This is a genomic window from Cylindrospermum stagnale PCC 7417 (assembly GCF_000317535.1).
GTDB classification, from domain to species: domain Bacteria; phylum Cyanobacteriota; class Cyanobacteriia; order Cyanobacteriales; family Nostocaceae; genus Cylindrospermum; species Cylindrospermum stagnale.
The window spans coordinates 368,193-381,768 of sequence record NC_019757.1 but is presented as its reverse complement, the minus strand read 5'-3'; the positions used below and the strand labels follow the sequence as shown (position 1 = coordinate 381,768).

Here is a 13,576-nt window from a genome sequence, read left to right as displayed (position 1 = left end):
AGGTTGAGATGAAAGTTCAATTGTTATCGGCACTAAATGATACTAATGTTGACGTGGGGCAATCGAGTAGCCAACGTCAACTAGCAATTTCAATTTCGGCGATTGCTGGTGAATTTGACCAAAATTTGCCGCTGAATTTATGTTTAATTCTCGATCAAAGTGGTTCCATGCACGGGCCAGCAATCAAAACCGTAATTCGGGCAGTTGAGCAATTATTGACTCAGTTGAAAGCTGGCGATCGCCTTTCAGTTGTCGCTTTTGCTAGTAAGGCTGAGGTCATTATCCCCAACCAAATCATCCAAGACCCCGAAAGCATCAAATCCCAACTGCAAAATAAACTCAAAGCTGCTGGTGGTACTGTAATTGCCGAAGGTTTATCTTTGGGAATTACAGAATTACTCAAAGGCACAAAAGGCGCTGTTTCTCAAGCGTTTCTCCTCACTGATGGTCATGGTGATAGCGGTTTGCGGATTTGGAAGTGGGAAATTGGGACAGATGACAACAAACGCTGTCTGGAACTTGCCCAAAAGGCTACTAAGGTTAACCTCACTATCAACACTTTGGGATTTGGTAATGACTGGAATCAGGATCTGCTAGAAAAAATTGCTGATGCTGGTGGGGGTACTCTCGCCCACATTGAACGCCCAGAACAAGCTGTAGAGCAATTTAGCCGTCTATTTCGGCGCATTCAGTCTGTAGGGCTAACCAATGCCTACTTGCTGTTGTCTCTGGTGCCTAATGTCCGACTAGCGGAACTTAAACCCATTGCCCAAGTTGCCCCAGACACAATTGAGTTACCCGTGGAAGCCGAAGCTAATGGTGGCTTTGCTATCCGCTTGGGAGATTTGATGAAAGATGTAGAACGGGTAGTTTTAGCGAATATTTATTTGGGAAATCTGCCATTTGGTAAACAGGTAATTGGGCATTTGCAAATCCGCTACGATGATCCGGGGGTGAATCAACAAGGCTTACTTTCGCCGATGATTCCGGTGTATGCCAATGTCACCAAGGTTTACCAACCTGCGGTTAATCCCCAGGTGCAACAGTCTATTTTGGTATTAGCTAAGTATCGCCAAACTCAGTTAGCCGAGGCAAAATTGCAAGCAGGCGATCGCGCAGGTGCAGCTACAATGTTGCAAACTGCTGCCAAAACCGCTTTGCAAATTGGTGATACGGGTGCAGCGACGGTGTTACAAACCTCAGCTACTCGCTTGCAAGCTGGTGAAGAGTTATCGGAAGGCGATCGTAAAAAAACTCGGATTGCATCAAAAACAGTGTTACACCAATAGCTTTAGGGTAGGCCGAACAGCCTGCCCTTAAAAATTCAAAATTAAAATTAATTATGAAAATCTCTGGTATTCATCATATAGCTATTATTTGTTCTGACTACGAACGCTCAAAAAAGTTTTATATAGAAGTTTTAGGTTTTGATATTATTCAAGAGACATTCCGCGCCGAGAGAAACTCATATAAATTAGATTTAACAGTGGGAGAAAATACCCAAATTGAGTTATTCTCTTTCCCCAATCCTCCTCAAAGAGTCAATAATACAGAGGCTTGTGGTTTAAGACATTTGGCTTTCGCAGTGGAGGATATCGAGCAAAGTGTTGTTTATTTAAACTCGCACAATATCGAGGTAGAAAGTATCAGAATAGATGAAATCACAGGCAAGCAATTTACTTTCTTTAAAGACCCTGATAATTTGCCATTAGAAATTTATGAATACTAATTATTTAGTTAGTATTCGTTATTTTGCTCCATAAAACATTAAATAGTGGTTACAAGACGATATTTGAGAAGTGTATCTAGTTCAAAATCTTGAGTGAATTAAATTTACGGTAGCTGATGCTGTCTAATTATCAGCATTGGACAGATAGCAGTCCTCAATCATTCTTGAAAAACAAGATACCCGACTTCTTTAAGAAGTCGGGTATCTAAGGTTTTCGATGTTCGTGAGTAAGTTAAATGCCCATAATATAATCAAGTTTCCCTGATTCATTTTTTTTGTGATTTCCACGTTCCGCCGTAAACATAAAATGGATTGTTGTCACTGACAAAAGTCCAACATTCAGGACAAACAAAAATCCATTTACCTTCCTGTTCATGCTTCACCCGATACAAAATCGGTACAGCTTGACTGCACCGATTGCATAATTTAACTCTAATTGCACGTGACATTTACCTCAGGCCAATGTAGAAGCTTGGGGTTTAGCAAAAATCATCCTGCCGGCGGAAGTCTGCAAAGCACTGGTGACTACAACTCGCAATTCACCACCCACATAACTACTACCTTCTTCAACAACAACCATTGTGCCATCGTCGAGGTAGCCGATTCCCTGAGAAGGTTCTTTACCTTCTTTGAGAATTTTCAGATCGAGATTATCACCAGGTAAATAACTAGGACGAACAGCATTCACCAAATCATTTACATTTAAAACAGGCACTTTCTGCACACTGGCAACTTTAGATAAGTTGTAGTCATTGGTGAGTAGAGTGCCGTTGATTTCTTGGGCGAAGCGGACTAGCTTGGCGTCAACTGTGGCAATCTCTTCATAGTCAGCAGGGTTGATCAAAATCCGATCGGGGTATGCTTCTCTTATGCGGTTGAGAATTTCTAGTCCTCGCCGTCCCCGTACCCGCTTTTGGTCTTTGCTGGCATCAGCTACTTGTTGCAGTTCTTGCAAGACAAACTGGGGTACAATTATTGCCCCTTCCAAAAACCCGGTTTCTAGGAGTGCTTCAATGCGTCCATCGATAATGCAACTGGTGTCTAAAACTTTGGTATTGGCAGGTTTGAGTGTTCCTTCCACTACCATAGTTTCTACGGTGTTGGGATTAATTAACCGCAATAAACCTCGCCCGTGGGTATCTGCCAAGTTCATGCCAGTAACAGCAAGTATAATACTGCCGACAACTGCCACTAGGGGTTTAATAAATCCAAAATCTGCGGGAATGGGGAGTAAAAATAGCGGGGCTAGCATTAAGTTGGCTAGCAATAGCCCAATTACTAAGCCAATGGCACGAGTTAAGATAGATTCGAGTGGCATTTCTCGAATTTGCGACTCTAGGCGACGATATGTCGTCTGGAAACTCAGCCCGATGGCACCGCCGATGATAGCGGCAAAGACGCCAACAACTAAGCGTAAGGCGTCGAGGTTTGTCACCCCGGCTAGGGTTGATGTGGGGAGGAGATCGGTGCTGTAGTAACCTATTCCCGCCGCTGCCAGAATAAATGAGAGAATGATAATGACATCAAGCATGGTTGTTTTTTCCCTACAACTGTGTTACCCAATAGAGTAAAGTATTTTTTATTTCATCGGTAGGATTGATTAATAAATATGGACTTACACTAGAGGCAAAGGCCGGCTATATATGCAAACATTATAACCAAAGAGTTTCCGCTTCTTATTATTCTTAGTTTTGTTGTAATAAGATAAAAAGTTGTAAACAAACTTCTCATTTTAATTATTTATAATTCTCGATTAAGTTAATTTAATTGTTTCTCATAATGAGTCAAAAAGTTAGTTTTTCTGGGATTCCCCGGTCTGCTTACGTACATATTCCCTTTTGCCGAAGGCGATGTTTTTATTGTGATTTTCCTGTGTCTGTTGTGGGCGATCGCTTGCGGGGCGAAACATCTGGTACTATCTGCCAATATGTTGAGGTGTTATGCCAAGAAATTGCTATTACACCAGCTTTTGGTCAATCACTAGAGACGATTTTTTTTGGTGGCGGTACTCCTTCACTACTATCAACAGAACAGTTGCAACGGATACTGGCAGCGCTAGAGGAACGGTTTGGTATTGCAAGGAGTGCGGAAATTTCTATGGAAATGGACCCTGGCACATTTGATTTAGCACATATAACAGGCTATCGCAGTTCGGGTGTGAATCGGGTCAGTTTGGGAGTACAGGCTTTTCAAGAAGAATTATTAAAAATTGCGGGGCGATCGCACTCGGTTGTAGACATTCTTGCAGCTGTGGAACTAATCCGCCAAGTCGAGGTTCCCGAATTCAGTTTAGACTTAATTTCTGGTTTGCCGCATCAGTCTTTAGATCAATGGCAGGACTCGTTAACAAAGGCTTTGGCAATAGCACCGACGCACATCTCTATCTATGACCTTACCATAGAGCCGGGAACAGCCTTCGGTCGTTACTACCAACCGGGAGATAATCCTTTACCGACGGATGAAGCCACTGTCAAAATGTACCAAACGGCGCAGCAGGCTTTGAAGAGTGCGGGTTATGAACATTATGAAATTTCCAATTATGCCCAACCGGGACATCAATGTCGGCATAATCGGGTTTATTGGGAAAATCGCCCATATTATGGTTTTGGTATGGGTGCAGCCAGCTACGTTCAGGGTAAGCGCTTCACCCGTCCCCGGAAAACAAAGGAGTATTACCAGTGGGTGGAAGCTGGTGCTGTGATTGATTGTGAAGTGACGCCACCACTTGAAATTTTGTTAGAAACTTTAATGTTGGGGTTGCGGTTGGCTGAGGGTGTGAGTTTGGCGGCGTTGACGAGGGAGTTTGGTGAAGGGAAGGTAGAGGAAATTTATCAATGTTTGCGATCGCATTTTGAACAAGGTTGGGTAGAAGTTGTGGGGGAAAGGTTGCGTTTGAGTGATCCCCAAGGGTTTTTGTTTTCTAATGTCGTTTTGTCTGGGTTATTTGCCGAATTGGGGGAATAAGGCGTGAAAATACCCGTAGCGCGGGCGTCCCGCCTGCGCGTTTAATATAATAACAGGCGTCTCGCCTGTTATACGAATTTAACTTTTAGCTTTCTATAAATTACGAATGTCGAACAATTTGCCTATACCCCAAAATCCCCAACTCAAAATTACCAGCAGAAAACTACCTCACTGGGAATTAAATGGCTCAGTCTATCACATTACCTTTGTGACTTGGGAAAGATTAGAACTCAATGAATCTGCTAGAGAAATTGTTCTCAATGCTTGTTTATTTTTCCATCTCAAAAGATACGAAATTTTCGCAATGGTGATCATGCCAGACCATGTACATTTATTGATTCAGCCTTGGGTTAAATCTGATAATCATGGGCGGGGGGTTAACAGGCGGGACGCCTGTTCTACGGATGATAAGGGTGAGGTAAATTTAATCAATCACAGGCGGGACGCCTGTTCTACGGATGATGAGGGTGAGGTAAATTTAATCAATCACAGGCGGGACGCCTGTTCTACGGAATATTGGTCACTTAGCAGCATTATGCACAGCATTAAAAGCTATACAGCGAAACAAATTCCCAAGGTGATGAAGCACATTGGTACAGTTTGGGAAGATGAATCTCACGATCATATTATTAGGAATTACCGAGAATTTCAGAATACTTGGCAATATATTCGCCAAAATTCCGTACAAGCTGGTTTATCTGTTAATCCCGAAGCTTATCCTTTTCTCTGGGAATCTGAAAAATCATCCGAATATTCGTAGGACAGGCGTCTCGCCTGTCCCAATTAATCAGTACGCTTAAGGCACAATCAATACTGGACAAGGAGAAAGGTTAATCACCCGCGCGGTAACACTGTCAGTTGCACCTTCTTCCGTTAAGCCTAATCCGCGACAGCCCATAATAATTAAATCTGCGGCGATTTCGTCGGCAACATCGCAGATGGTAAAGGCTGGTTTACCTTGGCGTTCTAAGACTTCGGCTGTAATTCCTTGCCCAGAGAATAAAGCTTGGGCATTTTCTAGCAGTTTAGCAACTACTTCTGGAGACACCATCGGATCGGCACTAGGCGTGTCTGGAGGGGGTTCTTCCACGACGGACAGCAGCACCAAGCGGCTACCATACTTTTGCACAACGTTGGCAACCACATCGGCAGCTTCCCGCGCTTCCCTACTTTGATCGATTGGAAACAGAACTGTTTTGAACATCTCGCACCTCCGCACGCCTGACTCCGGTAAAATCTGGATGGTTCTACTTTCCAAACGATAACAAAAAGGCAATCAGGAGGGTTTAGTTATGTCCAAAAAAAGTTTAGCAAGTTTATCTGCGGCGGATATCTCCGGTAAACGCGCCTTAGTGCGGGTTGATTTTAACGTGCCTGTGGATGATCAAGGTAACATCACAGACGATACTCGGATTCGCGCGGCGCTACCAACCATCAAAGATTTGACCCAGAAGGGAGCTAAGGTGATTCTAGTGAGCCATTTTGGTCGTCCCAAGGGTGTAAGTGATAAATTGCGTCTAACGCCTGTTGCCAAGCGTCTCTCTGAGTTGTTGGGGCAAGACGTTGTGAAAGCTGATGACTCTATCGGTGATGAAGTTGCAGCTAAAGTTGGGACTTTGCAAAATGGCCAAGTGCTGTTGCTAGAAAATGTCCGCTTTTACCCAGAAGAAGAGAAAAACGATCCTGAGTTTGCGAAAAAATTGGCAGCTAATGCTGATTTTTATGTAAATGATGCTTTCGGTACGGCACACCGCGCCCATGCTTCTACTGAAGGTGTGACTAAGTTTCTGAGTCCTTCTGTGGCTGGATATTTGGTTGAGAAGGAATTGGAATATCTGCAAAACGCGATTGAAAATCCCCAACGTCCTTTGGCGGCAATTATCGGTGGTTCCAAGGTTTCTAGCAAAATTGGCGTGATTGAAACTTTGCTTGAGAAGTGCGACAAGCTAATCATTGGCGGTGGGATGATTTTCACCTTTTACAAAGCCCGTGGTTTGAGTGTTGGTAAGTCTTTGGTGGAAGAAGACAAGCTAGAACTAGCGAAGACTTTGGAAGCTAAGGCTAAGGAACGTGGTGTTGCTTTGCTGCTACCTACAGATATTGTGTCAGCAGATAAGTTTGCCCCTGATGCTAATGCGACAACTGTCAGTATTGAAAACATTCCTGCTGATGGCATGGGTTTGGATATTGGCCCTGACTCGATTAAGGTGTTCCAAGCCGCCCTTGCTGATTGCAAAACGGTGATTTGGAATGGCCCGATGGGTGTGTTTGAGTTTGATAAGTTTGCTGCGGGTACGGAAGCGATCGCACATACTCTAGCCGAAATCGGTAAAACTGGCACAACCACCATCATCGGCGGTGGTGACTCTGTAGCGGCTGTTGAAAAGGTGGGTTTGGCTGATCAAATGAGCCACATTTCCACCGGCGGCGGCGCTAGCTTGGAGTTACTCGAAGGTAAGGTATTACCTGGAATTGCAGCTTTAGATGATGCTTAATTAAAAGGGTGAAGGATGAAGTTTTTGGCTTTATCCTTCATTCTCTAATCAGCGGTTACAGTAGGTTAAATTTCTATCTAATTGATAATAATTTGCTGCTGCATACTTCTCAATATCCTAAAATGATATACTTAATAAGTCTTGATTAATAAAAATGCTTTTGTTATTAACTATTTACAATTAATAAACAAACTCAAGGAGGAGAATATGGAAGTACAAACTCGTAAACCTACGTATACCCCTGAAGAATATTTAGAATTAGAGGAAAAAGCACTTTATAAAAGCGAATATCGGGATGGGGAAATCATACCTATGACTGGGGGAACTACAAATCATAATCAAATTGCGCTGAATTTTGCAGCGTCCTTACTATATGCTATCAGAAGAAAACAATATCGTGTTTTTATTGGAGATGTGCGTTTATGGATTCCCCAATTTCGAGAATATACCTATCCTGATATTATGGTAATTGCAGAAAAACCTATTTATACAGGTAAAAATAATACTACTGTTACTAATCCTTTATTAATTGTTGAGGTTTTATCTAAGTCTACAAAAAATTACGATCAAGGTGATAAATTTACTTTTTATCGTTCTATTCCGCAATTTAAAGAATATGTTTTAGTGGAACAGAATCAATATCAGGTTATGCACTATAGCAAAACTAATGAGGGAGAATGGATTTTTAGGGAATATAAATCTGAAGATGATATTGTAAAATTACAACATCTTGATTTTGAGATTAGTTTAGTTGACATTTATCAAGATGTTAATTTTGAGGATAAGGAATAATACCCTGGCTTTATTGTCATCTCCTTGCAAAAATAAATTTTCCAGTTAGCCCTAGCGACTAGAAGTCGCGGCTATACAAGCAAAACCCACCTGCGTGGGTTTGAAAGATTTGATGTTGCATTGCTCTATCTCCGTGGACTAATCTTGTGTAGTAACGACTTCTAGTCATTCAATAATCCAAATGGTGGAAGCAAAAATCTTCTGGTAAAGATTGGTTATGGGAATACCAAAAATTAAATTATCCAGTAATCATAGACTTGTAGGGACACAGCAATGCTGTGTCCCTACCGATTGGATATTTTTTTAATTGGAAGTCCCTATCCCCAAAACAACAGATTGAAGAGTTCCGAAAAAAAGCTGATGAGATATTCAAAAATTATAAATTACAGCATACCTGCAAATCTCATGCAGAATTTTCAACAAAGAAGAGAAACTTTCTATTTTATGATTATAAATTACATCCTGAGAAAGATGCTTATTACTTTGTTGGTGACCGAAGAGACAAGGTACAATTTTCTTTCAAAGATGCTTGTCATCTCCGTCAAATCGTAGCAGTGAATGGCTCAAAACTAATATTTAGAGAACTTTTACCAACTATGGATGTTGATTTTGTCCGCACGGGGCAAAGTACTGTAATTCCTTTTCCATTTAAGTATATTAGGGAGTATAAGAATTTTGGCGTTGCTGAATAACTGTATGAATCGGTATTAATATTAATTAACTGCAATAACTCTTCGGTTGAAGCGTTCTACTGAGCCACATTTCCATCGGCGGCGGCGCTAGTTTGGAGTTACTCGAAGACAAAGTATTGCCTGGAATTGCCGCTTTAGATGATGCATAAGCGGATTCTTTGAGTGATGCAGAGATGTTACATGTAACGTCTCTGCATTAAATAGGGGAAAAAATGTGTAACCCAAATGGTTAGAATGGGGCCTCCTTTCCCATCGCGAATCATGACAAGTTAAGAAAAACGATTTGATTTACCGACGATATTGTCTTGGAAACTGACCATATGGACTGGGATATTGACGATATTGTATGGAGAACGGATGACTTTGTATCGGATATTGACGATATTGTCCTGAAAACGGATGACTTTGTATCGGGTACTGACGATATTGTCCTGAAAACGGATGACTTTGTATCGGGTACTGACGATATTGTCCTGAAAACGGATGACTTTGTATCGGGTACTGACGATATTGTCCTGAAAACGGATGACTTTGTATCGGGTACTGACGATATTGTCCTGAAAATGGATGACTTTGTATCGGGTACTGATGACTTTGTGTAGGGAACCGATGGCCTTGTCTGGGAGTTTGTCCACCTTGTCTAGGAAACTGACGATATTGAATATTGACAGATCCATTCCGCCTTAAGTTGATTGGTTGTGCGATCGCAGGCAAGGTAGAAATTTGCATCATGGTCAGAACCATTGCCAATGGAAACATTTTTAGTTTTTTCATTTTCTTCAGGGGATTTATGGTGCTTGAAATTTTAACCAGATATACAAAGTTATAACTTTGAATTTTCAATTACTCCCAGGCGTTATCTCCGTCGGTGTAGGTGTGGGTGTTTCTGTAGGCGTTTCTGTAGGTGTTTCTGTAGGCGTTTCTGTAGGCGTTTCTGTAGGCGTTTCTGTAGGCGTTTCTGTCGGTGTTTCTGTAGGCGTTTCTGTCGGTGTTGGTGGTGGTGCGGGGCTTTCTGCGGAGACTTTGAGTTGATAATCTACAGGTTCTGAGGCTGTGGAGACAATGGCAAACTCATAAAATCCGTTTTCAGGTAATTTAGTTGAGTATGTGCGTTGTTTTGAATCTTCTAAAAATTGGATTTTGCCAGAGGGGGAATAAATTGATAGCAAGACTTGGGAATTTGCTGTGAGTTTAACTTCCATATTTTGCTCTTTGGCAAGTCCGGCAATGAAAACTTTACCCCCGCCTGGTTGGAGTGTACCACTGACTGTTTTCCCTGTGGCACCTGAATCAAAAACAATTTTCTGGAAAGCGGTACCGGCGAGAATGGCATTGAGTTTGTCGTTGGTGAACCCATACCAAACTTGTCCAATGGGCTGTTCGAGAAACTTTTTACCGCGTTGTTCAGGAAATTCACGGTAGAAGGCAGCATCTCCTAAATCATATAAAGAACGACTACCAACGTTAATTTGGTTAACTTCTACTTTCCAGCGATCGCGTTCTGCTGTTGTGAAAGTACCGAGTTGGCGGCGTGCTTTAGCACTTAAGGAGGAAAGCTTGTCTAGCAATTGGGCGGCGATTTTATCCCATTCTGCCCGCAAATTCTCATCTTTCGGTTCATCGCTGAGACTGCGTCCCTTTAAGCTGGGGTTTTTGTCCCAAAAGGCTTGATTCACCAAGTTAACGTAGAAGTTCAAATCAATATCCAACTGTTGACGGCGATCGCTTAATTTTTCTTTGCGCTGCCTTTCTGCTGGTGAATATTTATCTGAGGGTTCCGTGGGTTCGTCAATGGTTGCAGTAGGGCTGGATGTGACTGTAGGCTTGCTTCCTCGGAGATTCTGCTTGCTGTTATTCACTCCCCAGGAAATTAGCCCCGTGGCACTAACTAATGCCAGTGTGACTAAAAAAGTTCTTGTTGGTGTCCACCAGCTTGTAGGGGTTGGAGTCGGGGAATAGCTAACAGGCTGGGGTGATGCGCTGATGGGAGGAGATACAGCTAAAGTTGCTGATGTGGGAGGGGGGGTAGGTGGGTGGTAGGGAGGTGGAGTCGGGGAATAGCTAATCGGCTGGGGATTAATAGCTTGGAGAACTTGACGGGCTGATTGAAAGCGATCGCGTGATGCAGGGGAAAGCATCTTATCTAATATCTGCCCCAATCCAGCACTTACGTTAACATACCGTCGCCACTGCCAGGAAAGATCATGAGTATCAATTAATTCTGGCGGCTGTTTACCTGTGAGTAAAACTAACACAGTTACCGCCAAAGCATACAAGTCACTGTGGGGCGACACTAACCCAGTCTGCATCTGTTCTGGGGGTGCAAATCCGATTTTACCCAGTAGCGTTGGTGCTGGGGGAGAAGATATCGCACCGGGTTGGTAATATTGAGAAGCAACGGTTGCGACTACTTGTTTGACACCACCAAAGTCAATTAATACTGGCAGTTGATCAGCAGTGCGAAGCATTAAGTTATCTGGAGAAATATCCCGATGAATCACTCCGAGAGAATGGATATATTCCAGCACCGGCAAAATCTGCTGCAATAACTGGCGAATTTCTGACTCGGTAAACCGTACACCCTGCTGTAGGCGGCTATTTAACAAAGAATTATAAGTTTGCCCTTCGACAAAATCTTGCACCAAAAACAGGTATTCTTTACCATCTAAGTTGATGCGTAATAGTTCCCGGAAGCGGGGAATTTGGGGATGTTGCAACTGATAAAGAACACTTGCTTCTCTCTGAAAAAGTTCTTCGGCTTTTTGTAAAACGTAAGCGGTTTGAACTTGGGGAGAGAATTCCTTTAAAACGCAAGCTTCCCGGAAGCGGTTGATATCTTCAGCTAAATACGTGCGTCCAAAACCCCCCTGGCCAAGTAAACGCACAACAACATAGCGATCGCCTAAAGTTAATCCTGGTTGGATACCAAAACTGACGGGCTGATCCAATAGTTTCTCACCACACTGGAGACAAAAACGGCTACCTGCTGTATTTTGGTGTCCTTTGGAACAATAGAGAGGAGTCATAAAATTTAGTTAATAATCATTAGTTAATAGTCATTATTCATTAGATATTAGTTTCCCTTGAGGGGTGAAAGTTGCTGGCTTAATTGCCAGATTGAGCTTTGCTAACTTTATCAGCTGCGATCGCATACCAAATTTGTAAGAAAGTTTGCTGGTTTAGTTTCCCACGCTCCTGCCCAGGAAACAACGGATTAAATGTTTTATAGGTATCGTCTTTGACTTGAGTAAAAGTTTTATATTTGCCCAACTGTCCGGCTTGTGCAAGTCGTCTCCAAATTGCCTCATCTTGTTGACTATAGCTTCCCAGTTTCTGACGCGCTGCTGTACTGAGATTTGCCCGTTCTATTTTATTCAACAAGTCTTCCGCCACATCATACCATTCATTCCGTAAAGCCGCGTCTTCTGGATTTGGGGAGAGGGTACGTTTGTTCAACTCTGGTCTTTTAGTATAAAATGATTCGTCAACTACCTTTGTAAAAAATCCTGCGGGAATTTTCTGCTGTTGGAGGCGATTTAAGATTTTTTGGAGATCGCGAGTTTTATTCTTGTCACTTCCTGGTTTACTGCTAGGGTTGCCGATGGAAGGGATTTGTGGCAGTGAAATTGACGGTACAGTGATGGAAGTTACGCCACGAATCACAAAATTAGCGATCGCCACAGTACCCGCACCAACTAAAACTATGGCAGTTGTACCCACCAGAGTCACAGCAAACGGGCGAAACCAATCAGGCATTGGTATACTTTGCATAGCCGATTGAGTTCTGCTGTGGAATCTACTGGCAATAGCTTGGACACGTTGTCGTCCAGGGGCAGCTACCATCGTTTTCAGCTTGGTAATATGGGGATTTGCGGCTTGGGTGGAAGTTGAGGACGGTAAAACTCGCAAAACTTGATCAGCTGTTTGGTAGCGATCGCTTGGTTTATATGCCAACATCTTTTTGAGAACCGCTTCTAGTCTGGGACTAACCCTAATTTCCTTACCCCAAAACCAAACACCGTTATAGCTGTCATAAAGTTTTTGCGGTTCCTTACCCGTCAGCAACACCAGCACCGTCACAGCTAAAGAATACAAATCACTACTTTTAAATACTTGTCCCTGCCTTAATTGCTCCTCTGGTGCGTAGCCTTCCTTACCCAACAAAGTGCGATTTGGCGCCAACTGGGTAAACCAAAAACCTTGATGAGCAGGCAATTGCTTGACACCACCGAAATCAATCAACATCGGCAGTTTATCACTACTCCGCTCAATCAAATTATCAGGAGAGATATCGCGGTGAACCACATCTAGCGAGTGGATATAAGATAAAACAGGCAAAATCTTGTGCAGTAGATTGACTACTTCTTCTTCACTAAAAGCCTGTCCTTGAAGTTTCCGCTGTTCTAACAAATAGTCATAATTATCACCTTCTACATAGTCTTGCACCAAAAAGAAAAAATCCTTTTTGCCTAACTTTGCTTGCAGAGAAGCGTGAAAACGCGGAATCTGTGGATGCTGGAGTTTTTTTAGGACACTCGCTTCCCGTTCAAACAGTTCCTTCGCTTTTTGTAAATCCTGTGGTTTTTGTACTTGGGGCGCAAATTCCTTCAACACGCACTGTTGAAGCGATTTCTGATTATCAAGAGCCAAATAACTACGTCCAAAGCCACCTTGTCCGAGTATGCGGACAATTTGATAGCGGTTCTCCACAACCTGCCCTATAGGCAGAGGTAACGGCTCACCACAGTGGGTACAAAAGCGGTTACTGCCACTATTTTGATGTTTTTTGTTGCAATAGACCTGCATGGTGCTGAAAAATGAATTAGGTTTTATCAATTGCTACAAGGGAGGGCAGCCCATTTACGAAAATTTTTCCAAATGCCAATTCTAGCAAGCAGTGGACT

12 protein-coding genes and 2 pseudogenes are annotated in these 13,576 nt (G+C 42.7%); 9 read left to right on the top strand and 5 right to left on the bottom strand.

Translation table 11 applies throughout. The features are described from left to right. The first annotated feature begins 8 nt into the window (after positions 1 to 8). The gene (locus tag CYLST_RS01690) at positions 9 to 1,289 is read left to right on the top strand and encodes a vWA domain-containing protein (RefSeq protein WP_041232915.1); all 1,281 of its coding nucleotides are present in this window, start codon (positions 9 to 11) and stop codon (positions 1,287 to 1,289) included. Positions 1,290 to 1,342: 53 nt separating this feature from the next. Further along, a complete protein-coding gene (gene gloA2 / locus CYLST_RS01685) occupies positions 1,343 to 1,729 on the top strand; it encodes an SMU1112c/YaeR family gloxylase I-like metalloprotein (protein WP_015205975.1) in 387 nt (128 codons plus the stop codon). A 266-nt stretch (positions 1,730 to 1,995) separates the two neighbouring features. Here the strand turns inward: gloA2 and CYLST_RS32990 are convergent, their stop codons facing one another. Next, positions 1,996 to 2,178, bottom strand: a complete 183-nt coding sequence (locus CYLST_RS32990; RefSeq protein WP_015205974.1) for a hypothetical protein — start codon at positions 2,176 to 2,178, stop codon at positions 1,996 to 1,998. Positions 2,179 to 2,183: 5 nt separating this feature from the next. After that, positions 2,184 to 3,260 carry a PIN/TRAM domain-containing protein gene (locus CYLST_RS01680; protein ID WP_015205973.1) on the bottom strand — a complete coding sequence of 359 codons (1,077 nt, stop codon included), beginning with the start codon at positions 3,258 to 3,260 and terminating at the stop codon, positions 2,184 to 2,186. 248 nt (positions 3,261 to 3,508) lie between these two features. On the opposite strand from CYLST_RS01680, the gene hemW reads away from it, so the two are divergent. From hemW to CYLST_RS36630, 3 genes and pseudogenes are all read left to right on the top strand, one after another. Further along, positions 3,509 to 4,693 (top strand): radical SAM family heme chaperone HemW, encoded by a 1,185-nt coding sequence (gene hemW, locus CYLST_RS01675; RefSeq protein ID WP_015205972.1) that lies wholly within the window; start codon positions 3,509 to 3,511, stop codon positions 4,691 to 4,693. 106 nt (positions 4,694 to 4,799) lie between these two features. Further along, a pseudogene (locus CYLST_RS36635) lies at positions 4,800 to 5,057 on the top strand (transposase); the annotation flags it as partial. 147 nt (positions 5,058 to 5,204) lie between these two features. After that, a pseudogene (locus CYLST_RS36630) lies at positions 5,205 to 5,453 on the top strand (transposase); the annotation flags it as partial. 36 nt (positions 5,454 to 5,489) lie between these two features. Here the strand turns inward: CYLST_RS36630 and CYLST_RS01665 are convergent. Further along, entirely contained in the window at positions 5,490 to 5,897 is a 408-nt protein-coding gene (locus CYLST_RS01665) for a universal stress protein (RefSeq protein WP_015205970.1), read from the bottom strand. An 88-nt stretch (positions 5,898 to 5,985) separates the two neighbouring features. Here CYLST_RS01665 and CYLST_RS01660 point away from each other — a divergent pair, with 88 nt between their 5' ends. From CYLST_RS01660 to CYLST_RS01645, 4 genes are all read left to right on the top strand, one after another. Then, the gene (locus CYLST_RS01660; protein ID WP_015205969.1) at positions 5,986 to 7,188 is read left to right on the top strand and encodes a phosphoglycerate kinase; all 1,203 of its coding nucleotides are present in this window, start codon (positions 5,986 to 5,988) and stop codon (positions 7,186 to 7,188) included. Between the two features lie 207 nt (positions 7,189 to 7,395). Then, positions 7,396 to 7,980 carry a Uma2 family endonuclease gene (locus CYLST_RS01655; protein ID WP_015205968.1) on the top strand — a complete coding sequence of 195 codons (585 nt, stop codon included), beginning with the start codon at positions 7,396 to 7,398 and terminating at the stop codon, positions 7,978 to 7,980. A 278-nt stretch (positions 7,981 to 8,258) separates the two neighbouring features. Next, positions 8,259 to 8,672 carry a hypothetical protein gene (locus CYLST_RS35425; protein WP_041232914.1) on the top strand — a complete coding sequence of 138 codons (414 nt, stop codon included), beginning with the start codon at positions 8,259 to 8,261 and terminating at the stop codon, positions 8,670 to 8,672. A 320-nt stretch (positions 8,673 to 8,992) separates the two neighbouring features. After that, the gene (locus tag CYLST_RS01645; RefSeq protein WP_041232913.1) at positions 8,993 to 9,274 is read left to right on the top strand and encodes a hypothetical protein; all 282 of its coding nucleotides are present in this window, start codon (positions 8,993 to 8,995) and stop codon (positions 9,272 to 9,274) included. A gap of 237 nt (positions 9,275 to 9,511) precedes the next feature. Here CYLST_RS01645 and CYLST_RS01640 read toward each other — a convergent pair whose 3' ends face one another. Next, positions 9,512 to 11,698: a serine/threonine-protein kinase gene (locus CYLST_RS01640; protein ID WP_015205967.1), complete on the bottom strand. Its 2,187-nt coding sequence runs from the start codon at positions 11,696 to 11,698 to the stop codon at positions 9,512 to 9,514. 79 nt (positions 11,699 to 11,777) lie between these two features. Continuing rightward, positions 11,778 to 13,478 carry a serine/threonine-protein kinase gene (locus CYLST_RS01635; protein ID WP_015205966.1) on the bottom strand — a complete coding sequence of 567 codons (1,701 nt, stop codon included), beginning with the start codon at positions 13,476 to 13,478 and terminating at the stop codon, positions 11,778 to 11,780. Between the last annotated feature and the right edge of the window lie 98 nt (positions 13,479 to 13,576).

What these genes read in the sequence shown, in the direction of transcription:
- CYLST_RS01690 (WP_041232915.1), top strand. Translation starts at nt 9, where the DNA reads ATGAAAGTTCAATTGTTATCGGCACTAAATGATACTAATGTTGACGTG.
- CYLST_RS01680 (WP_015205973.1), bottom strand. Translation starts at nt 3,260, where the DNA reads ATGCTTGATGTCATTATCATTCTCTCATTTATTCTGGCAGCGGCGGGA.
- CYLST_RS32990 (WP_015205974.1), bottom strand. Translation starts at nt 2,178, where the DNA reads ATGTCACGTGCAATTAGAGTTAAATTATGCAATCGGTGCAGTCAAGCT.
- CYLST_RS01660 (WP_015205969.1), top strand. Translation starts at nt 5,986, where the DNA reads ATGTCCAAAAAAAGTTTAGCAAGTTTATCTGCGGCGGATATCTCCGGT.
- CYLST_RS01655 (WP_015205968.1), top strand. Translation starts at nt 7,396, where the DNA reads ATGGAAGTACAAACTCGTAAACCTACGTATACCCCTGAAGAATATTTA.
- hemW (WP_015205972.1), top strand. Translation starts at nt 3,509, where the DNA reads ATGAGTCAAAAAGTTAGTTTTTCTGGGATTCCCCGGTCTGCTTACGTA.
- CYLST_RS01635 (WP_015205966.1), bottom strand. Translation starts at nt 13,478, where the DNA reads ATGCAGGTCTATTGCAACAAAAAACATCAAAATAGTGGCAGTAACCGC.
- CYLST_RS01640 (WP_015205967.1), bottom strand. Translation starts at nt 11,698, where the DNA reads ATGACTCCTCTCTATTGTTCCAAAGGACACCAAAATACAGCAGGTAGC.
- CYLST_RS01665 (WP_015205970.1), bottom strand. Translation starts at nt 5,897, where the DNA reads ATGTTCAAAACAGTTCTGTTTCCAATCGATCAAAGTAGGGAAGCGCGG.
- gloA2 (WP_015205975.1), top strand. Translation starts at nt 1,343, where the DNA reads ATGAAAATCTCTGGTATTCATCATATAGCTATTATTTGTTCTGACTAC.
- CYLST_RS01645 (WP_041232913.1), top strand. Translation starts at nt 8,993, where the DNA reads ATGGACTGGGATATTGACGATATTGTATGGAGAACGGATGACTTTGTA.